Genomic DNA, 21,526 nt, shown 5'->3' with positions numbered 1-21,526 from the left:
GGGCGGATCGTGTTATTGCTCGTTTTTGCTCAGTGATTGGGCAATGTGAATCATTTCCTTGGCCCAGTCGTAGGTGAGCGGGTTGATAGGCACGATTTTCAGGTGGAGCTGCTGTGCGATGACCTCGGCGTTGCGCTGGTCAAACTCCTGCTGCACGAACACCACCCGTACCTGTTTCTGCCGGCAGAGGTTCATCAGTTCCTGTAGATGCGTGGGCGAAGGTTCTTTTCCCCCTTCCTCGATGCTGATTTGCTGCAGGCTGTAGTCGCGGGCAAAATAGCTCAGTGCCGGATGGTAAATCAAGAAACTCGGGTCGGCATTCGACAGGTAGCGCTGCATTTCCCGCTCCGTACGGTCAATCATCCGCTGCACACTGTCCAGCCGGTGGCGGTAATATTCCTGGTTGTCCGGGTCAATTTCTGAAAGCGCTTTGCAGATATTGGCAGAGATGATGTGGGCATTCGGTATGGAATTCCAGATATGCGGTTCCACTCCATCGTGGTTTCCCTGCGTGTGGGCATGCGGATGTATTTCATGAATGAGGTCTACCCCTTGCGACATGTCGTAGAATGGCAGCTGGGGGGTATTGGCTTGTAGCCTTTCTATCCAGGCCTGCTCAAATCCGATGTGGCCGATGCGCAGGTAGGCTTTGCTCCGTGCCAGGTCGACCAGCTGTTGTGGGGTAGGGTCGTATGTTTCCGGGTTCCCCCCCTTGGGCACGATGCTTACCACCTGAAACTTGTCGCCAGCAATGGCTTCCGTGAAGTAGCGCAGCGGTTCGATGGTGACGGTGAGGGTTTGTGTCCGGTTGTTTTCCCCGTTTCCTGCGCAGGCTGCGAGTGTCAGCGTTGTCAGCAGCAGGAAGATATATTTTTTGATGTCCATATATTCAAATGTTGGATAAGTATTCTTCGCAAAGCTACAAAATCTTTCCGAAGTCTGGAAACAAGGGTTGAAGTTTCACACTATTAAAACTTAAGCCCTAATTTGTGGGTTGGAACCAGATGTCGGGCTGTTTACGGTTCAGAGAGTGAGGTGAAGAGGCGGTAATGAATAAATCTATCTGTGTAGATGGGAAGAGGTTCCTTTGTTTTCTATGTTTCTCACGGCGGAAACGTAGGTTTTCCTTACGCGAAACGTACGTTTCTCATGAGGGAAACATACGTTTTCCGCAAGGAAAACATAAAAAATGACAAGGAATTTTGCTTTTGAACGTACGGCGTTTTCAGATTCAGGCCGGTTTGCTGGCACGAAGAATCTCCCGTTTGCCTCCCGGAGGGCCTGGAAGCCGTTCTACGGTGAATCCGGCCGTCTGAAGCATTCTCCGCACCACGCCTTTAGCACAGTAGGTGGTAAGGATGCCACCGGGCGCTGTTTGCCGGTACAGACTGTCGAAAAGGGGCTGGCTCCACATTTCCGGTTGTTTCTCTGGGGCGAAGGCATCAAAATAAATCACGTCGTAGTGCGACTGGAAGTCGAAGTGGGTGAAGTCGCCTTCTATCTTGTGCAGGGTGAACCAGGGAGAGAGACGGACGGGCTGATTCCAGGGAGCAGCATGCAGGGCATAGAATTTTTCGCTGGCTTCCGGGGCAATGGTTTCCGGATAGCCCAGTTGGTGCACGATGTCTTCGGCCAGTGGATAGCGTTCGATGCTGGTAAAACAGACTTCTCTTTGCTGTTTTTCTGCCTCCAACAGGGTGAGGAAGGCATTCAGTCCGGTGCCGAAGCCGATTTCTAATACGCGGGGGCTTTCAGCCTGTGAGTGGTTGAGGCCCATCTGAATAAAGATGTGTTGCGATTCTGTCAAGGCTCCTTTCACGGAGTGGTAATGCTCATTCAGTTCCGGCACAAACAGGGTGTTGCTTCCGTCGGCGGTAGGTTCAAGTGTAATCATGTGATAACTGTCGGTTGTGTGGGAGCAAAGATACGCATATCTTTCAAGCGGGGAAAGCGGAAAGTGATTTCTTAGTGGAGATATTGGAATACGCCTAGCGCCGTAGCCACAATAATGGCATAGCGCGCTAACTTGCCGACGGTCATGGCCACGGTGGTAATCCAGAAGTTGCCCCGCATGAAGCCCAAGGCGATGAGCAGGGCATCGCCGATGACGGGCAGGAAGGAGAAGAAGGCCATCCACGAGCCTCGTCCGTGGATGAAGCGGATGGCCCGGTCCATCTGTTTCTTGTCTACCTTGAAATATTTCTCAATCCATTCGGTCTTGCCCATCCGGCCTATCCAGTAGCAGGTTACGCCTCCCAAGGCATTGCCGGCCGTGGTGAAAAGGGTAGACCACACCGGGTCCAGTCCCAGCCCCACGCAGGCCAGCAGGACCACTTCCGAGCTGAAGGGCAGGATGGTACCGGCCAGGAAAGCCGAGAGAAACATTCCCCAGTATCCCCAGTCTATTAGAAATTGAATAAATGCATCCATACATTAAATATACATACGCCCGTCCAGAGGGCAAGGGCTGCCCACAGGAAGATACGGGTAAAACGGTTGAAAGTCAGTGCCAACAGGTGTCCTCCTAAGATGGAGCCTACAATGAGGGTCATGGTGAAGAAGGTGTTGAAATGTGAAGGGATAAGTGCCATGCACAGCAGGGTGGCCACTCCTGTGATGAGGAGGATACGCAGCATGACACGGGTCTGCACCTTGTCCTGATAGATGTGCCACAGGCTTTCTACACCGCAGATGGCGATAATCAGAAGGGCGGCTCCACCGGATACCAGCTGTGATAGCGACAACACGGAATAGTCTATCGGGGGAAAGCTGGACAATTGCAGGAACGGTTCGCCGATTTTTTCGGGCGTACCTGTGTACAGGTGGTAACAGAGCATAATCCAGTAGGGGGTAAAGATGCCTGTGAGGCCTGCAAAGAAGGTGCGGAGTGTGAACGCACGGAGCCCCACCATGTAAAAATAAATCAGCGGAATGAAATAGAGGGTCTGGGGCAGCAGGAAACTGCTGATGCCGAGGCAGAGGAAAGCATGAAAGATGGGAGTGGACGCGTAGGGTGATTCATAACTCCGGAACAGGTAGCCGAAGCTGATGACAAACAGCAACGGAATCCACTGTTCGTGCGAGTAGGTGTGCAGAAAGGGAAGCCCTCCAAAGAAAAAAAGGAATAGTGCCGCATGAAATGTGGTACGGGTGCGGATGAGTGAGAACGTGGTGTTCAACTCAATCAGTAAGTAGGTAATCAGGCCGTAAATGGCCAAAGAAATGAAATCCGTCTGTTCCTGGTAGGTGATGCCGAACAGGAGCAGACAGAAAACTACGGCAACAGGAAGAGTGATTCTTCCCGTTGCCAGTTCATATTGAAATTTGTTTCGTGCAAGCATGTTTATAGGTCGAACCCGATGTCAGAACGGAAATATTTCTTCTCGAAATGGATTTTTCCAGCATTGCGGAAAGACTGTGCCAAGGCTTCGTCTTTGTTGGCACCGTAAGAGCTGACCGCAATGACACGTCCGCCTGAGGTGGCTACCTGTCCGTCTTTCAGGGTTGTACCGGCATGGAACACGATGCTTCCGCCTGCTTTGGCTTCGTCAATGCCCGTAATCGGGAATCCTTTCTCGTAGGCTTCCGGGTAACCGCCGGATACCAGCATGACGCAGACAGCCGAACGCGGGTCGATTTCCAGCGTCTTTTCGTTCAGGTTGCCCTGAGCTACTCCCTCGAAGAGGTCTACCAGGTCGCTCTTGATACGAAGCATCACGCTTTCTGTTTCAGGGTCGCCCATGCGGACATTGTATTCAATGACCATCGGGTCACCTTTCACGTTGATGAGTCCGAAGAAGATAAAGCCTTTGTAGTCGATGCCTTCTTCTGCTAAGCCTTCTACTGTAGGACGGATGATGCGGTCTTCCACCTTTTTCATCCATTCCGCATCTGCAAACGGAACGGGAGAAACAGAACCCATACCGCCGGTGTTCAGGCCCTTGTCGCCTTCGCCAATACGCTTGTAGTCTTTGGCTTCCGGCAGAATCTTGTAACTCTTTCCGTCGGTCAGCACGAATACCGAGCATTCAATGCCACTCAGGAATTCTTCAATTACCACGGTAGCTGAGGCGTTGCCGAACATACCGCCCAGCATTTCCTTCAGTTCTTTCTTGGCTTCTTCCAGGGTAGGAAGAATCAACACGCCTTTTCCGGCGCAAAGTCCGTCGGCCTTCAGCACGTAAGGAGCCTCCAGCGTTTCCAAGAAGGCCAGTCCTTCTTCCAAGTTGGCTGCGGTAATGCTCTTGTATCCGGCTGTCGGGATGTGGTGACGCTGCATGAATCCTTTGGCAAATTCCTTGCTGCCTTCCAGTACGGCTCCGGCTTTCGACGGTCCGATGACCGGAATCTGCTTCAAGGCTTCGTCGTGCTTGAAGAAATCATATACCCCCTTTACCAGCGGGTCTTCCGGACCTACCACTACCATGTCGATGCCGTTGTCGATGACAAACTGTTTGATACCTTCAAAGTCGTCGGCCTTGATGGCTACATTTTCGCCCACTTCGCGTGTGCCGGCATTTCCCGGAGCGATGTACAACTTTTCAATTTTCGGGCTTTGTGCGATTTTCCATGCCAATGCATGTTCGCGTCCTCCTGAACCTAACAGTAAAAGTTTCATATATGTATCTGTTTTTTAGTCGATTATTTCAAATGATCTTCAAAATAGCGGGTGATGTGTTCGTGCAGGTGTACACGGTCGCGCCCCATCATGTTGTGTCCGTCTTCCGGATAGATGAAGAGGTCGGGATGTGCGCCTGCCTCGATGCACGCTCTCAGGAACGTGTAGGTGTGCTGCGGCACACAGGTCGGGTCTGTTCCGCCGATGATGATTTCCAGACGGCCTTTCAGGTTGCCGGCTTTCTGTTTCAGGTCGGAGCCTTTGTAGCCTTCTGGATTCGTCTGTGGCGTGTCCATGTAACGCTCGCCGTACATCACTTCATAGAACTTCCAGTCGATGACCGGTCCGCCAGCCACACCTACCTTGAAGATGTCAGGATAGGAGAGCATCAGGTTGGTGGTCATGAAACCACCGAAGCTCCAGCCATGTACGCCGATGCGGTTGCCATCCACATACGAAAGTGATTTCAGGAATTCCACTCCCTTCACCTGGTCTTTCATTTCTTCTACTCCCAAGTGGCGGAAGGTGCAGTTTTCAAACGCCAGTCCCCGGTTGTCGCTTCCCCGGCTGTCTACCGTCAGCATGACATAGCCTTTCTGTGCCATGTACAGGTCCCATCCTCTGGCATCGTAGAAACGGGAGTTGTGGATGAGCTGGGCGTGCGGTCCTCCATACACATAGATGATGGCCGGATATTTCTTGTTCGGGTCGAAGTTTACCGGTTTGACCAGACGATAGTACAAGTCGGTCTTTCCGTCGGCAGCCTTGAGGGTACCGATGGTGATTTCCGGCAAGTTGAACTGACTGCGCATCGGGTCGTCCGCTTTCAACAAAACGGTTCCCTTCTTGCCGTTGGTAGGCAGCAAGGTGATTTCCCGCCCTACGGTGAAAGATGAGAAGTTATCTATCAAATACGTACCGCTGGCAGAGAGAGAAGCCCGGTGCATACCGTCTTTTTCTCCTAATAACGTACGTTTCCCGGTTTTCACGTTGAGGCAGAACAGGTTGGTCTGCAACGGAGAGATTTCCGTGCTGCCGATAATGATTTCCTTCTTTCCGGCATTGAATCCTAAAATATCCTGTACCAGCCAGTCGCCCTGAGCCAGCGGAGTGACTTTCAGATGCTCCAAGTAAGTACTGCCTTCCAGTTTGCCGTTTTTCCAAACTCCTTCTCCTTTGGCTTTCGTATCCATCAGGTACAGATGGTTGAAACCGTCGCGCTGGCTTTGGTAGATGAATTGAGTTTCATCCCACGGCAGGAATACCAGCGGGTGTTGAGGCTCTACGTATTTCGGATGCTTTTCTTCATACAGGATGCCTTCCTTTTCGCCGGTAGCAGCCTGGTAGCTGACCAGCTGTGCATGGTTCTGGTCGCGGTTCAACTCGATGACGTAGATGTGCTGCTCATCGGGTGACCAGCTGACGTTGGTGAAATAACGGTCGGTAGGGTCACCTGCCTGCAAGTAAATGACTTTTCCGGTTTTTACCTCATATACGCCTACGGTCACTTTATGGCTGGTCATGCCCGCCATCGGATATTTGTCCGGTTCAAGAGTGGCGATGCGGGTAGAGGTATTTACCTGCGGATAATCGGTCACCATGCTCTGGTCCATGCGGTAGAAAGCCAGGTAGCTTCCCTTCGGGCTCCAGAACGTACCTTTATAAATACCGAATTCGTTGCGGTGTACGGCCTGACCGTAAACCACTCCTTCTTCGGTCTGTGACGGATTGATTTGTCGGCTTTCTTCTCCCTTGTCGGCCACAAACAGACCATTGCCGACGGTGTAGGCCACTTTGTCATTGGCCTTGCAGAAATCTAAGTTGGCTGCCTTTTCGTTCAACCGGAACAGGTTGGTAATCTTTTTCTGTCCGAAATCGTATTCCACCCAGTAGTTGCTTTGTGTGAATGCTATCACTTTCTTTCCGGCCCAAGGCAGGGATGCGGACATCAGGCTGCGGAGTGGTTTCAGTTCATGAGAAAGCTGGAAAGGCTTTTCTCCTTTTTCAAGGGCCTGGTTCACTTCATCCGGGGTAACCAGTACGGTTTCCTTGCCGTCTTTCAACTGGATGCTGCGGATGTTCTCCACATCTGCCCGTACGCATACGTCGCCCCACCATTGCAGTCCCGGAATGTTTTTGGGGACCAAGTTGAAATAATTGTTTCCGCCCGGAATGACATCTTCCAGCGTAAACGCTTTCTTTTCCTGGGCAAAGGTGGTAGAGACGGTCATACTACATAATAAAAAGAATAACAAAAATAGACGTTTCATGTGTGACTTGTCTTTAATCTTGTGAATTTTCTTCTTCCTCGCTACGGCGTTTGTGCATGTAGCGTGGAGCTGGAGCAGCTTTTGGACGTCCGTCGTCTGTAGAAGGACGCGGGTTACGCGGCTTCGGTTCCTCTTTGTATTTGAATTCCTTACGGCGTTCGCGGGTAAATTCTTTTCCGTCGCCGGCTTTCCGTCCGCGGAATACTTCTTTGGAATCGGAATCCCTGCGGAAACCTTCTTTCCGGTCATTGCGGAAGCCTTCTTTCCGGTCTCCCCGAACACCCTCTTTGCGTTCCTTGCGCGCGTATTCCACTTTTTCTCCGTGGTGACGCGGACGGGCCGGTTTTTCTTCGTGCTTCGGCTTGAACTCCTTGTCACTGTTTTCTGAGCGGAATTCCTTATATTTCCCGTCAAAAATCTGGTATTTGCGGAACTGGCATTCCAACGCACCGTTAAACAACGGAATCTTTACGGAAGCCTTCAGTCCGATTTGGTCGAAACATTCGTCGCGGTAGCTCAGAATCCAGGCATCGTTTCCGGCAAACGCATGTTTCAAGCGCTCTCCAATCATCTGGTAAAGTCCTAACAGGTCATCGGAAGAAATACGTTCGCCATACGGCGGATTGGTAATGATGATGCTTTTCTGTTCCGGCTTTTCAAACTGCTGGAACGGTTGGATTTTCAGGATGACATCTTTGCTGACTCCGGCTGCCTTCACGTTGTGCTGGGCAATTTCGTTGGCTTTCGGATTGTTGTCGTATCCGTAAATCTTATGTGTGAATTCACGCTCTTGTGAATCATCGTTATAAATGGCATCGAAAAGTTCCTGGTCGAAATCTTTCCATTTTTCGAATCCGAACTCTTTGCGGAATACTCCCGGGGCGATGTTGCGGGCAATCAGGACTGCTTCGATGGGGATGGTACCTGAACCGCACATCGGGTCAATCAGGTCGCATTCGCCTCGCCAGCCGGTCATCAGAATCATGCCGGCAGCCAATACCTCGTTCAGCGGTGCTTCTACCTGTTCCTGACGGTAGCCTCTGCGATGAAGTGATTCGCCGGAGCTGTCGAGTGCTAGTGTACATTCTTCTTCTGCAATATGGATATGGATGGCCAGGTCCGGATTGCTGATGCGTACAGAAGGACGGTTACCGGTCTTTTCACGGAAGTAGTCAACCACTGCATCTTTCACCTTGTAGGCCACAAACTTGGAGTGGCGGAATTCGCTGGAATAAACCACGGCATCCACGGAAAAACTGCTCATGTTGTCGAGGTATTTCTCCCATTCGATGCTTTTTACGGCATCGTATACCTCATCGGCAGTCTTGGCAGTGAAATGTTTGATGGGTTTTAAAATACGGATGGCGGTGCGCAGGCAGAAGTTTGCCTTATACATCATGGCCTTGTCGCCGGTGAAAGAAACCATGCGTCGACCGATTTCAATGTTGCTGGCTCCCAGCTCAGTGAGTTCTTGTGCCAGAACTTCTTCCAGTCCCTGGAAGGTCTTGGCGATAAGCTCGAATTCTTGATTCATCTTGATAAAATTACGTAATTTCAATTGATAGGGGCAAAATTACGAAATTTCGGTTTGCTAATCAACTGTTTGACTTTGTTTTCTGCGGAAATGTCTTTTTGTTCTGTGGACGATATTTTAGAAAGGGCTTTGAAGGGAGCTTGTGGAATTCTGCTTTTAATGAAAAAATAGAGCCCCTCTCAAGGTACATCTGAGAGAGGCTCTATAATAAATTATTTTACGATATCTTTCAGTTTGATGCTTTGGAATGTCATGTGAGCCACGCTGCTCTCATACAATATACCGATGGTTTCTTTATCAATCATAGTCAGGCAGGAATAGCCCCAGTTGTATCCTTCGTCCAGCAGAAGCTGATGTTCCGGACTCCAGGTATTTCCACCATCCAAACTGATCTTAATAGTCATGTCCTTCCGGGCATTGGTGGAATTAGGATTGGAGAAAATCAGCAGGTCTTTTCCTAACACGTTGTCTTTGGCTTTCACGCTGATCAGGCTGGCCATACATACAGGTTCTATCAGGGCCGTACGGGAAGATTCATGCTCTTTCCACGTCTTGCCTAAATCTTGTGTGGTATATACCGCCCGGCTTCCTCCCCGGTTGTCACGCATGTTCAGCATGAGGGTACCAGGTTCAACTTCGGCCACTTGTGCTTCTGTGGTATTGGTGCGTGCATGGTGATGGATGGTCCAGGTCTTTCCATGGTCCTTGCTGTACATGATGCCTGCATTCGGGATACGGGTCTTGTCGATAAACTGGATAGGGAATACTAAGGTACCATCCTCCATGGTGATGCCTCGTCCCGGTCCCTGAAGCAGGAAGTACCATTCCGGAAGCTTCACCTGCTCGGTGATGTTGATGGGTTCAGACCAGGTCTTTCCGTCATCCGTACTTTTGGCAAGTACCAGCTGGGCCGTATGGTTCATGTCCATGCCCGGGTGGGAACTCCACCAGGCTCGTTGGTTACCCATTCCGTGTGTCCAGGCTGCCACAATCCATACCGTATTGGTTTGGGTGTCTACCAATATAGAAGGGTCGCCGACTCCATTTTGTGCGGCAGGCAGTCCTCCATATTCTTTAAAGGCCAGTGGCAGACGCATCTTTTCCCATGTCTTTCCACCGTCGGTACTACGGCTGAGGCCGATATCGATGTGTTCCTGCAGGTCTACACTGCTGTTGTAGCGTACATCGTATACACCCAAAAGAGTACCTTTGTTCGTAGTAACCAGGCCAGGAATACGGAAAGCGGCAGAACCGTCATCACCTGCGTGACGTACACCGACTCCCATTCTTTGAACCACTTTCTGTTGTGCTACGTTTTTGGTGGGGAGGACTTTTCCGTCTGCTTTCACTTGCGTGATTTCTGCACTGATTTTGGTTTGCAGTGAGGCGTTGGGCTGCATCTCGATGCTGACCCAGAAGAAATTGTATCCGGGGAACAGGTTCTGCTTGCCCTCCAAAGTAAGAGTGTTGGTTTTAGGTGTTACTTCCGATTTCTTGATGGAATAAGAAGGATTTGCCGATAATGTCTGGCCAGGAGTCTGGCTGGAGATGTATTCTACCGGGGCAAACCGTTTTTTCTCTCTGTCTTGGGAAGCATCCGTACCACTATAATAGAGTTTGACTGCTTTTATTTGTGAAAGAGGTACATCTTTGTCAAAGGTCAGTGTGACATTTTCCAGTGTCTGAGTCTCTTTGGCGTCAAGACGCAGGTAAGCCAGCACATTGTCGTGTCGTTCTATCAGGATGGGCACTTGTGGGGTTTTCACGAATACCGTGTCTGCTGCCTGCAGCCCGATAGCAATCATTCCGATACATAGGGAAAGTAATTTTCTCATAATTGGTCGGTGGTTAGGTTAGATTTTTACTTTAGCGATTAGTTTTCTAATGTTTCCTTCTCCGATGATGGGAGCATGAGGGTCTTCCGGATAGACAATCATGAACTGTCCCGGAAGCAAGTCTACGAAGGAGGTTGGAGTGTCTGCATAGAGGGCGCAATCTCCTTCTTTTTGGTAGGCTTGTTTCAATTGACTGACATCTTCAAGGGCTTTCCAGCCGATACGTTCTTTTCCCTCCAGCAGGATGTGTACATCAATATAGTCACGGTGTACTTCGAGTACCTGCTCAGACGCTTTTATACAAGTCGGGTTCACATTGTTGATGAACAGGTTGCTGCCGTCCAGTTCGATTCTTCCACATGGAGTATGCAGCAGGTCGTGATTTTTTACATAGTCAAACAACTGTTTGAATAAAGGGTGAAGTGCTTCGATTCGGGCACTGTTTTGTAGGTTGGATACAATCATATCTTCAAATTTTTATTATTCCATATTGTCTGTCTTGGGCCGCAGGAAGTATAACTGCACGAAGAGTGCAACGGCCACTACGATGGCGAGCATGGCGAAACCAATTCCTAAATTACCATTGTCGCCCCATCGGCCTAACAGGTGCGTAATAAAGGCACCGGCAGCAACTCCTATCATGTTCATCACCCCGTAGGCAGTAGCTCTTTGTTTGCGTGACACAAACTGGCAGAGAATAGGCATGTTGTTGGTGTCGAAGATGCCATAGCCGATACCAAACAATAATCCGGCTGCTACTACGGCAATCAAGTTATGTCCGAATCCCAATAAAAGCAAGGAAGGGATAGTCAGTCCCAGACCGATTGCTCCGGTATATACACGTCCGCGCAGATTTTTCTGAACCCATCTGTCGGATAACGGTCCCCCGATAATGACACCGATAAAGGAAGAGACCGCAATCGTAATGGTAGAGAGGGGACCTGCCTGTGACATTGGTAAATTAAGGTTTTCGGCAAACAAGGTTGGGAGCCAGTTCTTTGTTGCCCATCCGGGAAGGCTGGGGGCAGCAAAATAAAGCAGGATGACCCAGAAGGCTACGTTGGTCAGCAAGGATTTCAGACTGATGAGTACGCCTTCTTTTTCATGTGGCTTGGCTTGGAGCTTTTCTGTCGGAATTGTTTCTATCTTCTTGTCATGCAGGAATAACATCAAAATCACGGCATATGCTATTCCGATGATTCCGAACCAATGGAAAGTGGTGTGCCAGGAGAAGGCAGCAGCGACAGTGGCTCCAAATCCACCGATGGCTTGTCCCATATAAAGTCCTGTCATGTGGATACCCACAGCCAGAGAACGAGATTTTCCCGTGTGGTAGTCTGCAATGAGGGAAAGTCCGGCAGGGATGTAGAGTGCTTCACTCACTCCCATTAAGGCACGCAGCCAAACAATCTGATTGAAGGTGTCGGCAATTCCCATCAGGTAAGTTACGGAAGACCATACGAACAGACTTCCAACAATCAGCCATTTACGGCTCAAACGATCGGCGATGATACCTGAAACTGGACTCATGAGGGCATAAATCCAGAGAAAGATTGCCATCAGATATCCGAAATTAGTGGCTGATTGTAGTTCCGTGATGTCCACTTGCATGGCTTCCTTCATGGTGCTGAGCATTTGCCGGTCCATATAGTTGAGCAATGCCACGCCCCAAAGCAGTCCTACTACAACCCAAGGATAAATCTTAGAGTTTTTCATAATATTATTATGGTTATTCAGTTTGCGATGAAACTTGCCGGATTATTCTCCGGCAAGTATTTCTTTACATAAAGTGTATCCTTTGACCATCATTCTTGGAATATGGAAAGGACCTTTGAACAAGTTACCTTTTGCGGGTTGGGCTACTGTACCGTCGCGGTGCAGGTATCCATACCATTCGCCAAACTCGTTATCCGGGAAATGGGCATACGTCCATTCACTGATTTGTTTGTGGCGTTTCAGGTACTTCTCATCCTTGGTCAGCTTATAAGCATACAGGTTGGCGATGATGGCTTCGGTTTGCGGCCACCAGAACTTCATATCCTGTGAATAATCTTGTGGCGGATAGTTCTTGCAGTCCTTGAAGTTGATGATACCGCCGTACTGCTCGTCCCATCCCCAGTCCCATGACCAGTCGAGGATAGTCAATGCCATGTCAATGAGTTCTTTGTTGCCACCCATGCTACGTGCCACATCAAACAGGAACCAGGATGTTTCGATGCAATGTCCCGGGTTAATGGTACGTCCGCTCATGGTATCGATGAATTCTCCCTTAGGGCCAACCATTTCTAACAGTGCCTTGAATTCCGGATGCATGAAATAGTGTTTCAGGGCATAGATGGATTCTTCTATCTGGGCATCCAGTTCCGGGTCGGAAATCACTTTCTTGATGCAGGAAGCCACGTTGACCATAATCATGGTGATGGAATGGCCCTGTGCCTGGAGAGTCGGAAGGTATTTCGGCTCCAAAATGCCGGGAGTATTCAGGAAATGACGCATCCGCTTGAACAAATCAAGTGCTTTCTTTGCATATTCCTGGTTGCCAGTAGCCAGTGCATATTCCGACATGGCAATGGCGGCGAAGCTTTCAGAAAAGACATATCTTCTTTTCCGGAGCGGAGTGCCGTCGGCCATGACTTCGAAATACATTCTTCCATCCGTATCGAAGCAGTGGTTTTCAATGAAATCCAGCGTCAGTTTGGCTGCTTCCAACCATTCCGGATTCTTTTCCACATGGTTGTAAGCAAAAGAGCAGATGAAGGCAAAACGTCCCTGGAACCACACCGATTTGGTGGTGTCGAACAGCTGTCCGTCGCGGGCTACACAGGTATATACGCCTCCGTGTTTCTTGTCAAGACCATATTTCAGCCAGAAAGGCATGATGTTGTGGGTAAGATCTTCCTTGTAGTTCTCAGCCCAGTACTTTGCGTAGGTATCTATGCACATCATAAGGCCGACGATTAGAATTTGTTGCAACGGTCAAAGAAATGGATAGCTTCCAGTTCCGCTTTCATGCGGGCCTCTTCTTCATCAGTCATATTTTGGAACGGAGTACGGTTCTTGCCCAGATCCAGTCCGATCAGTTTCATGATACGCTTTCCGGCTACGATGTTGCCGCGGTAGTGACAAATTACATTGATGACATCTTGTGAGAAATTTTGCAGTTCACGTGCCTTTTCAATGTCACCAGCTTTCCAGGCATCGAGAATACCTACCAGATTGATGCCGTTATAGTTTGTGGTTCCACCGATACCACCCTGTGCACCGCCCATGGCCAGTGAAGGAAGAATGGTTTCATCCTGGCCGTGCAGCATGTCGAACTTGCCGTTCTTGTACAGGCGGCACTGGTTGTATTCATAAATGCTTTCGTACGTATATTTGATGCCGGCAAAGTTAGGGATACGTCCGTCTACCGCTTTCAGCAATTCCACCATCGGCAGGTAGGCACCGTTGAATGCCGGAATGTGGTAATAATAGAATGGAAGATTTGGCGCTCCAGCTGCGATTTCTTCGCAGTATTTCACCAGTTCTTCGATGCGGCCGATTTTCGGGAAGGGAGGAGCCATGGCACCGATACCCCATGCCCCGATTTTCTGTGCATGTTCGGCCAGCATCTTACTTGCCTTTACGCAGCAGCTTCCTACGTGGACAATCACTTTGAAGCCTTTGGGGGCTACTTCAATCCAACGTTCAGCCAGTTTCATACGTTCTTCTTCCGTCAGCATGTAGCCTTCACCAGATGAACCATTGATGAACACACCTTTCAGGCCGTTTTTTGCCAGCATAGCCGCATATGCAGCAATCGGTTCATAGTTTACCTCGCCATTTTCATAAAATGGGGTAAACGGAGCATCAATTAAGCCAATGATTTTTTCCATAATATTGAATTTAGTAAATTGATTTATTTAATAACTACAAAAATAGCGATATAATTTTTATATTACAAAGATTTTCCGCCTATTTCAGAAAATATTTTCTTATTTAAGAGGATAAACCGTAATCTTTGGTGTGCGTATTCCCGGCTTTATTTCTCCACAGACCATGTATAAGCAATGTTGGTGTTGGAGGAGGATACCTCCTGCGCGGGCCATGCCGGAAACTTGAGGGTCCACTGTCCATTTCTGGCTGGTAAAGTCAAAATAGAGGATGTCGTCATTGAACTGATACCAGGAAGGGGCATGGGTCATGTAATCTTTTCCAGCTTTTCCATCCAAAGCTTTTTTGAAGATGGTATAATTGACTCCTCCCGTAAGAATGAGGTGGGTAGATGTTTGTGTGCCACTTCCTCCTGCCATGCAGCGCTTCTCTCCATTGGCTTCTGCGGGTATATCTGCTTCGTATTTCCAAGTGTTTGTTTCGGGGAGATAGCATAAGATGTCATGCGACAGGATGCTTTCCGAGGCTTTAGCTGGAGCCTGATATCCCCCTATCAGATAAAGCTTGTGTCCGTCGTGAAGCAGAATGGGTTGCACCCGTTGAGGCCCAGGGTAGCTGGATAGTTTCTGCCAGGCGGTTCCCTGTTTCAAATCGAGTTTGTATAAGGCGTTCTGCTGGTGCTGCTGGTTTCCTCCGGTGAGGTAAATAGCCCCGTTGAGCAAGGTAGCTGCAGCATTGTCTATGGCCTCAGGTAATGAAGGAAGTTGTTTGACGGCAAACCTTTGTGAAGAGTCGACGAGTTGAATACAGAATACATTGGTTAGGCAGGAATCTGCATTGGCCCCTCCGATGCAGACCAGTCCCTGCGGAGTTTCTACACTACAGCCATAAGCCACTGGATAGGGAAAATCTGACAAGGAAATCCATCGTGGGGATGCAGACTGAAGGTTGAGTGCATAGCATTGATTATAAAACACTTTCTTGCCCCCTTCTGCCGCGGGTTTGCCTGGAAAATTGCATCCTCCACCTACTACCAGCCAGTCATTGATAAAGCCGGCAAAAGGAGCAGATACCCCTTGAGCTACTGGATAATCAGGAAGCTGTTGTGGGTATGAGGGAGTGGATTGGGCCAGGATTACTGTGTATTGTAATACAAGGATTCCCCATATCAGGAGTTGTTTTTTCATACGTTTTTTATTTGGTTAAAATGATAGTGAAGTTTCTTTTGCTAAAATAAGCATAAAATTTAAATCATGCATAGTTTAATGAATAATTTTCCTGATTTTCGCATTGATAATTAATATTTTGATTTTGTTGTTTTGTATGATTAAATTTATTATCTTAGCAAACGCTTGACTGGACTATGTGTTTTAGTAAATAAAATACGTTCTATAGGTTATCAAACATAAAATTTTCAAATGATTTGTTGGAAAAGAAAAGGGTTGTTTGTTATTTTAGCATGCTGTTTTAGGTTTAATTAAAGAGTTTTGTCATGATAGTGCAAAGATTAATCGAAGGATTAGGAAATGGTACGAAAAATATGCTGACTCAAAAAAGGATTCTGACTTATTTGATGCATAATCATTCTTCTACTATTCCTGATCTGGCGAAAGACATTGATTTGAGCATTCCTACCGTCACTAAGTTTGTGATGGAATTGGTGGAAGAAGGATATATTATCAATTACGGAAAGCAAGAGACAAGCGAGGGGCGGCCTCCCAATCTGTATGGTTTGAATCCAGATTCGGCTTATATGGTGGGGGTGGATATTAAGTCTTTTTGTTTGAATATCGGTTTGATGAATTTTACAGGTGATATGGTTGATATTCAAATGGGGACAGAATGTCATCTCGACAATACGTTGGAAAGTCTGGATGTGCTGATTCATCATATTTCCACATTCATTGAGAAACATAAGAATGTCAGGGAAAAGATTCTTCAGGTTGGGGTGAACATCTCCGGGCGGGTCAATCCGGAGGAAGGTTACAGTTTCAGCATGTTTAATTTCGAGGAACGTCCGCTGGCTGAGATTCTGACCGAAAAAATCGGCATTCCGGTGAGCATTGACAATGATACCCGTGCCATGGCTTATGGCGAGCTGCTGAAAGGGGTGGTCAAAGGAGAAAAAGATGTGGTGTTCATCAATCTTAGCTGGGGACTTGGTTCGGCCTTTATCATTGATGGAAAAATCTATACGGGACGTTCGGGTTTCTCGGGAGAATTCGGTCATTTCAATGTGTTCGACAATGAAATCATCTGCCGTTGCGGAAAAAAAGGATGTCTGGAAACCGAAGTTTCCGGTTCGGCGCTGCATCGGATTCTTTGCGAGCGGGTGAAGAGCGGACAGACTTCCATCCTTTCTAAGCGAATTCTTACGGGGGATTCTCCGCTTACCTTGGAAGAGATTGTGGAGGCCACCAATAAAGAAGATATCCTGTGTATTGAACTGGTAGAAGAAATCGGTCGCAAGCTGGGACGTTATCTTGCAGGACTGATCAACCTGTTCAACCCGGAACTGGTGGTCATCGGCGGAACGCTGGCGTTGACGGAAGATTATATCTTGCAACCCATCAAGACCGCCATCCGCAAATATTCTTTGAATCTGGTAAGTAAGGATTCGGCTGTGGTCTTGTCGAAGTTGCAGGCAAAAGCAGGAGTGGTAGGTGCTTGTCTGCTGTCCAGAAGCAAATTGTTTGAATGGTAAATCATAGAAAATAGGTGAGCCTGTCTGGAATGATTCATTTCAGACAGGCCTGTTTTTTGTGTATACATTTGTTGTTTTTCTATTCTTCCGCCCGATATTCCAGTATGTCCCCCGGCTGGCAGTCCAGTTCCTTACAGATGGCCTCCAGGGTAGAGAAGCGTATGGCCTTGGCTTTTCCTGTTTTCAGGATAGAGAGGTTTGCCGGTGTCAGGTCAATCCGTTCGGCAAGCTCTCCCAGCGAAACTTTCCGTTTCGCCATCATCACATCGAGATTTACGATAATCGGCATAAATTATTCAGTTTAGTTTTCTTTTTTCTTCAGTCAATACCTTCCACCAGCAAGTGTAGCGTCTTATCAATACGTGGTGCAGGTACATTCCACCATAAATCATTCCCATCATGACTAATACACGATGGGAACGTGTCTCTATCAGTCGCTCGATGAATAACCAGTAAATGACGGTCAATAGCATCAAGGTGAGTATCTAAAATTAAATCGTCAAATCGTTTTCTTGTTTCAAGCGTACGGCAACTACGAAGACCTCCGTGAGAAGTATCAGGAGTATGAGGCTCATCCAGCTGAATTCAAAGGGAGAAGCAGGCTGAATGACATACCCCGGAACGGTGAGTTGGGTCATGGCATCGTGAGATTCACACCATGACTGGAAATATTTGGCCAAAGTGTAGGCGGTGGGAGGATAGACTCCCCATCGGATACGCCGGATATTGGCGGGTGTGAATATCTCTTTACGGATGACGGAGATAAATAAGCGGATAAGGCTGTAGAATCCATATAGGGTAAACAATCCCGTAATTGCCAGCAGCACATAAGCGAAAGTCGTAAGACCACTGGGAGTGATATATGCATGGCATTGTATGAATCCGGCCGGTACACGAGTGCCGGTTTGCAGGTTGGTTACTTGTTGGGCTGACTGTGGCAGTACATCAAAGGTCACCGCAGTCACTTTGTCGAAAGCGGGATGGGTACGTTCTATGCGAATGGGAGCCAGTTGGTCGGGTTCATTCCAGCCGTCGATGAACCCTCCTATCGATTCGAACAAGATGCCAAGGAGGGCGATTAATGCAATGATTTTAAATGTTTTCATCGTGTGAATGTGTTTGTGTGGATAATGTCTGGTCTTCTATTTCAATCGTTTCTGCCTGGGCAGGCTGATACCATGAAGCCGGTTGCGGAACCAGCTTCTTTTGGATGAACAGTATGCAGAGGACGGTGAGGACAAATCCTCCGGCTGCCATGAGTGCTGCTCCGGTGGCTCCATAAGTAGAAACCATGGTTGCATTCGGGTCGTCTGCCGATAAGAAAGCAATCACAGCCGCACTGTTATTGACAAAGTGCATCAAGATGCCGGGTAGCAGGCTACCCGTGCGGTAATACATCCATCCCAGTGCCAGTCCGGTGACAAAGGCGAAAGGTGCCTGTACCCAGTTGCCGTGTACCAGTCCGAAAATCAATGAAGAAAGTACGATGGCCCCTGCCGGATGTTTCCATTTGCGGAGCAGATGTCCCTGAATGGCACCACGGAACAGCAGTTCCTCTACGAGGGGAGCCATGATGACGATGGCCACGATACCTAAGGGATGGTGCATCATCATGTCAAAGGCAGCTTCCATATTGTTGGGTAGGTCGGCCAGCTCGTTGAAGTAATTGGTCCAAAAGCCCATCGCTAAAATGAATATCACCGATGTAACTAACAGTTTGGGGGAGCAGTGATATCCCCAAGTCTTCCGGTCCAGTTCCACATATTTACCTGCCAGCAGATGGATGCCTACTGCGGCGGTAGAGAGTACCTGTGCCAGCATAATCAGGTTTGTATACAGACTGTCGGGTGTCTTCGGCAATTCGAAGGTGTGGCGATACAGCATGTATCCACAGATGGTTACCCCCATGAAAGCCAGTTGGTAGGCAAAGAAATACAGTAATAATTTGATGGCGCGTCCCATAATCGTGTACGTTTTAAAAAGTTTGTTTACTTGTTGGTTGAAAGTTTCTGAAGAGCCGGACCTTCAGCGCCCCAGGTCAGCAGATAAGCCGGATTCCAGGTTTTTCGGTCCGCATCCCAGCGGTAAGCCTTTTTTTCGGTCAGGGTTCCCTGTGTGTCGTATCGGTATTCGTACTTCCACTTGGGAGTGAGTGTTTTGCCGTCTTCATTCAGGGTAGATACCGTCAAGCTTTGGTGGTTTTGTCCGTAAATGAAGGTTTCTTTTGCGTTTGCGTGTGTGGCTGTCAATGTCATCAGTGCAGCGGCGATTCCTGCTGCCAGTGTTTTTTTTGTGAATGTCTTTTTCATAACTGTACGTGTTTGTGTGTAAATAGTGTGTGTCGTTTGTTTTCGATAAATATTTATCGTTTTTCGATATGCAAATGTAGGTATTATTTTTGAACTCCAAAAGAAAAACAGAAATATTTTATCGAAAAACGATAAATTTTTCTGTTTTTACGGGAAAAATGAGGCTTAAAGGCCTGGAAAAGGAGAAAAGAGGACTTTGCAGGCTTTAAGGAGCATAGGTGTATGGTAAGGTCTGAATTTTGGAAAACCTAAGGATATGGATGGAGAAATGCAGTGGCTTATTTTACGTTTCCATTACGGAAAACATACGTTTCTCAGTGCGGAAACGTACGTTTCACGGTAGGAAAACGTATGTTTCCGTATAGGGAAATATAAAAAATGCCCTGTTTCTTAGGAAATAGTGTATTGTGGTTTTATAGTTATTGCTTTTGCGTCGTATATAACTGAGAGCTTTGTCGGTTTGTTTTATTGTGTAAAAAGAATTGACTGATTGTGTTTGGAAACCTTATAGTATAAGAATAATTGTAAGGAGAATTCCTGAAAATAAGAAGAAAATCTTTAATTTTGCTCGCTACGAATTGAATTTGGAATCATAATGGAAAAACAGCTGATAGAAGGTCTTAGGCGTGGAGATGAATCTGTATTCAGATGCATTTACGATCGCCACTATGAATCTCTATGTCGTTTTGCAGATTTGTTTCTGCACGATACGGCGTTGGCGGAAGAGATAGTAGATGACGCCATTTTCTATCTGTGGGAACACCGTGCGGAGGTGGAAATTGTGTATTCTTTGAGGGCATATCTGATGAAGTCTGTTCGCAATCGTTGCCTGAATGAGTTGAATTCTCTTTCCCATCGTGAAGAACTCCGTTTTTCTTCTTTTTCGCTTCCGGAAAATGTGGAATTTCTGGATACCTTATTTGTAGAAAAAGACCATCCGCTGGGATATTTGCTGGAGCAGGAACTGGAGGATGAACTGGCACGCAGCATTGAGGCTTTACCAGAAGAATGCAGGACCGTATTCAAGAAAAGCCGTTATGAACAAAAGAAATACGAAGAAATTGCTCAGGAGCTGAATATTTCTATCAATACGGTTAAATATCACATAAAGAATGCATTGTCATTTCTTCAGAAGCACATGTCTGGCTATCTGAAACTTCTTTTATGCTATATTTTTTGGGGAAATTGAAAAAAGTTCTTTTTTGACTACCCTGCTTTTCCTCTTTTTTGTCTTACTTATAAACACAGCAAATTATGCAGCACGAAAAAATGAAAAATGAACGGATTGATGGGTTGATTGCGGAATACCTTTCCGGCCATCTGACGGCAGACGCTTTTCAGGAATTGAAAAGTTGGAGCCGGGAGTCGGAAGAAAACCGTAGGTATGTCCGTGACAAGATTGAAGTTTGGTTTTCTTCAGGTGCTGCCGCCGATGAAAAAAAGATGTTTGATAAGGAAGAGGCTTTTGCCCGCTTCCAGAAGAGAGTGGCAAATGAACGTCCAAGAGTTTATCGGATTCCGTGGAAGATTGTCTATCGGGTAGCAGCTGTAATCTTGATATTGCTGCTTCCGTTAGCAGGTTACTGGAAAGGACAAGAAACCCTCCGTCAGACCTTCTCGGATATGGTAGTGGAAGCTCCGCTGGGAGCACGAACCAAGTTGTATTTGCCCGACGGCACATTGGTATGGCTAAATGCGGGTTCTAAAATTACCTATTCGCAGGGATTTGGCATGGACAACCGGCAATTGAATTTGGAAGGAGAAGGATATTTTGAGGTAATTCATAATCAGGAACTGCCTTTTGAGATTCATACACGTGAAGTGGATTTGCGGGTAATGGGTACCAAGTTTAATTTCAAGAACTATTCGGACGATGAGGAAGTGACGGTAAACCTGCTGGAAGGGAAAGTAGCCTTGCACAATGGTATGAAATCCATGCCGGAATTGTATCTTTCGCCTAATGAGAAGATGGTGATGAATAAGCGTACGGGAGAAATGAGGAAACTGAAGAGCTGTGCCGAAAATTCCAGGTTGTGGACGAACGATGAATTGTTTTTTGATGAAGAATTGTTGCAGGATATAGCCAAGAAGCTGATGCGTAGTTATGACGTGAAAATAGAGATTGCCGACAGTCTGAAGAACCGTCGTTTTTACGGTAGTTTCAGGGTGATGGGCAATACCATAGAAGAAGTGTTGGAAACTATTGCTTCGACCAATCGCATGAAGTATCGATACGAAAATGAGAAATACATTCTTTATTAACTGATTTGTCAAACCTTAAAAAGAGAAACACCATGAAAATGAAACCTTCCAGCTGACAGAGCTACAAGGCGAAGACATAAAAAACAAGGAAGATGCGGGCACATCCTCCTTGCAAGTTTAC

At 47.5% G+C, this 21,526-nt stretch carries 21 protein-coding genes; 3 read left to right on the top strand and 18 right to left on the bottom strand.

Features of this window, described 5'->3' with window-relative positions; translation table 11 throughout:
* Positions 1-12: 12 nt before the first annotated feature.
* From RDP42_RS02650 to RDP42_RS02590, 13 genes are all read right to left on the bottom strand, one after another.
* Entirely contained in the window at positions 13-885 is an 873-nt protein-coding gene (locus RDP42_RS02650) for a metal ABC transporter solute-binding protein, Zn/Mn family (RefSeq protein WP_308762415.1), read from the bottom strand.
* 346 nt (positions 886-1,231) lie between these two features.
* Positions 1,232-1,891: a tRNA (5-methylaminomethyl-2-thiouridine)(34)-methyltransferase MnmD gene (gene mnmD / locus RDP42_RS02645; RefSeq protein WP_308762425.1), complete on the bottom strand. Its 660-nt coding sequence runs from the start codon at positions 1,889-1,891 to the stop codon at positions 1,232-1,234.
* A 74-nt stretch (positions 1,892-1,965) separates the two neighbouring features.
* The gene (locus RDP42_RS02640; protein WP_308762414.1) at positions 1,966-2,430 is read right to left on the bottom strand and encodes a YqaA family protein; all 465 of its coding nucleotides are present in this window, start codon (positions 2,428-2,430) and stop codon (positions 1,966-1,968) included.
* Entirely contained in the window at positions 2,406-3,341 is a 936-nt protein-coding gene (locus RDP42_RS02635; RefSeq protein WP_308762413.1) for a hypothetical protein, read from the bottom strand. Before RDP42_RS02635 ends, RDP42_RS02640 begins: the two co-directional genes overlap by 25 nt.
* A gap of 2 nt (positions 3,342-3,343) precedes the next feature.
* Positions 3,344-4,618 carry a phosphoribosylamine--glycine ligase gene (gene purD, locus RDP42_RS02630; protein ID WP_308762412.1) on the bottom strand — a complete coding sequence of 425 codons (1,275 nt, stop codon included), beginning with the start codon at positions 4,616-4,618 and terminating at the stop codon, positions 3,344-3,346.
* Positions 4,619-4,641: 23 nt separating this feature from the next.
* Entirely contained in the window at positions 4,642-6,888 is a 2,247-nt protein-coding gene (locus tag RDP42_RS02625) for a DPP IV N-terminal domain-containing protein (RefSeq protein ID WP_308762411.1), read from the bottom strand.
* Positions 6,889-6,901: 13 nt separating this feature from the next.
* Positions 6,902-8,422 (bottom strand): THUMP domain-containing protein, encoded by a 1,521-nt coding sequence (locus RDP42_RS02620; protein ID WP_308762410.1) that lies wholly within the window; start codon positions 8,420-8,422, stop codon positions 6,902-6,904.
* Positions 8,423-8,634: 212 nt separating this feature from the next.
* Positions 8,635-10,257 carry a sialidase family protein gene (locus RDP42_RS02615; RefSeq protein ID WP_308762409.1) on the bottom strand — a complete coding sequence of 541 codons (1,623 nt, stop codon included), beginning with the start codon at positions 10,255-10,257 and terminating at the stop codon, positions 8,635-8,637.
* 18 nt (positions 10,258-10,275) lie between these two features.
* Positions 10,276-10,722: a YhcH/YjgK/YiaL family protein gene (locus tag RDP42_RS02610; protein WP_204476308.1), complete on the bottom strand. Its 447-nt coding sequence runs from the start codon at positions 10,720-10,722 to the stop codon at positions 10,276-10,278.
* Positions 10,723-10,737: 15 nt separating this feature from the next.
* Complete coding sequence (locus RDP42_RS02605; protein WP_308762408.1) at positions 10,738-11,973, bottom strand: MFS transporter; 1,236 nt, start codon at positions 11,971-11,973, stop codon at positions 10,738-10,740.
* 42 nt (positions 11,974-12,015) lie between these two features.
* A complete protein-coding gene (locus tag RDP42_RS02600) occupies positions 12,016-13,203 on the bottom strand; it encodes an AGE family epimerase/isomerase (protein WP_308762407.1) in 1,188 nt (395 codons plus the stop codon).
* A gap of 11 nt (positions 13,204-13,214) precedes the next feature.
* The gene (locus RDP42_RS02595) at positions 13,215-14,132 is read right to left on the bottom strand and encodes a dihydrodipicolinate synthase family protein (protein WP_204476305.1); all 918 of its coding nucleotides are present in this window, start codon (positions 14,130-14,132) and stop codon (positions 13,215-13,217) included.
* 99 nt (positions 14,133-14,231) lie between these two features.
* Positions 14,232-15,317 (bottom strand): cyclically-permuted mutarotase family protein, encoded by a 1,086-nt coding sequence (locus RDP42_RS02590; protein ID WP_308762406.1) that lies wholly within the window; start codon positions 15,315-15,317, stop codon positions 14,232-14,234.
* Positions 15,318-15,622: 305 nt separating this feature from the next.
* On the opposite strand from RDP42_RS02590, the gene RDP42_RS02585 reads away from it, so the two are divergent.
* On the top strand, positions 15,623-16,834 hold the full coding sequence (locus RDP42_RS02585; RefSeq protein ID WP_374046899.1) for an ROK family transcriptional regulator: 1,212 nt from the start codon (positions 15,623-15,625) through the stop codon (positions 16,832-16,834).
* A gap of 79 nt (positions 16,835-16,913) precedes the next feature.
* Here the strand turns inward: RDP42_RS02585 and RDP42_RS02580 are convergent, their stop codons facing one another.
* From RDP42_RS02580 to RDP42_RS02560, 5 genes are read right to left on the bottom strand one after another with little or no spacing between them, the layout of a single operon-like run.
* Positions 16,914-17,123 carry a helix-turn-helix transcriptional regulator gene (locus tag RDP42_RS02580; protein ID WP_022353539.1) on the bottom strand — a complete coding sequence of 70 codons (210 nt, stop codon included), beginning with the start codon at positions 17,121-17,123 and terminating at the stop codon, positions 16,914-16,916.
* Positions 17,124-17,130: 7 nt separating this feature from the next.
* On the bottom strand, positions 17,131-17,307 hold the full coding sequence (locus tag RDP42_RS02575; RefSeq protein ID WP_308762405.1) for a hypothetical protein: 177 nt from the start codon (positions 17,305-17,307) through the stop codon (positions 17,131-17,133).
* 18 nt (positions 17,308-17,325) lie between these two features.
* Positions 17,326-17,940, bottom strand: a complete 615-nt coding sequence (locus tag RDP42_RS02570) for a DUF2975 domain-containing protein (RefSeq protein ID WP_308762404.1) — start codon at positions 17,938-17,940, stop codon at positions 17,326-17,328.
* A complete protein-coding gene (locus RDP42_RS02565) occupies positions 17,927-18,796 on the bottom strand; it encodes a CPBP family intramembrane glutamic endopeptidase (protein ID WP_308762403.1) in 870 nt (289 codons plus the stop codon). The genes RDP42_RS02570 and RDP42_RS02565 overlap by 14 nt, the downstream gene beginning before the upstream one ends.
* Positions 18,797-18,822: 26 nt before the next feature.
* Positions 18,823-19,143, bottom strand: a complete 321-nt coding sequence (locus tag RDP42_RS02560; RefSeq protein WP_308762402.1) for a DUF3836 domain-containing protein — start codon at positions 19,141-19,143, stop codon at positions 18,823-18,825.
* A gap of 595 nt (positions 19,144-19,738) precedes the next feature.
* Between RDP42_RS02560 and RDP42_RS02555 the strand changes: the two genes are divergently transcribed.
* Both RDP42_RS02555 and RDP42_RS02550 read left to right on the top strand, forming a co-directional pair.
* A complete protein-coding gene (locus tag RDP42_RS02555; protein WP_308762401.1) occupies positions 19,739-20,332 on the top strand; it encodes an RNA polymerase sigma-70 factor in 594 nt (197 codons plus the stop codon).
* A gap of 65 nt (positions 20,333-20,397) precedes the next feature.
* Positions 20,398-21,405 carry a FecR domain-containing protein gene (locus tag RDP42_RS02550; protein WP_308762400.1) on the top strand — a complete coding sequence of 336 codons (1,008 nt, stop codon included), beginning with the start codon at positions 20,398-20,400 and terminating at the stop codon, positions 21,403-21,405.
* Positions 21,406-21,526: the final 121 nt, after the last annotated feature.

Origin of the sequence: uncultured Bacteroides sp., assembly GCF_902472605.1 — a bacterium.
Classification (GTDB): domain Bacteria; phylum Bacteroidota; class Bacteroidia; order Bacteroidales; family Bacteroidaceae; genus Phocaeicola.
Note: the sequence above shows the minus strand (reverse complement) of the source record. Positions and strands in the feature narration are given on the sequence as shown.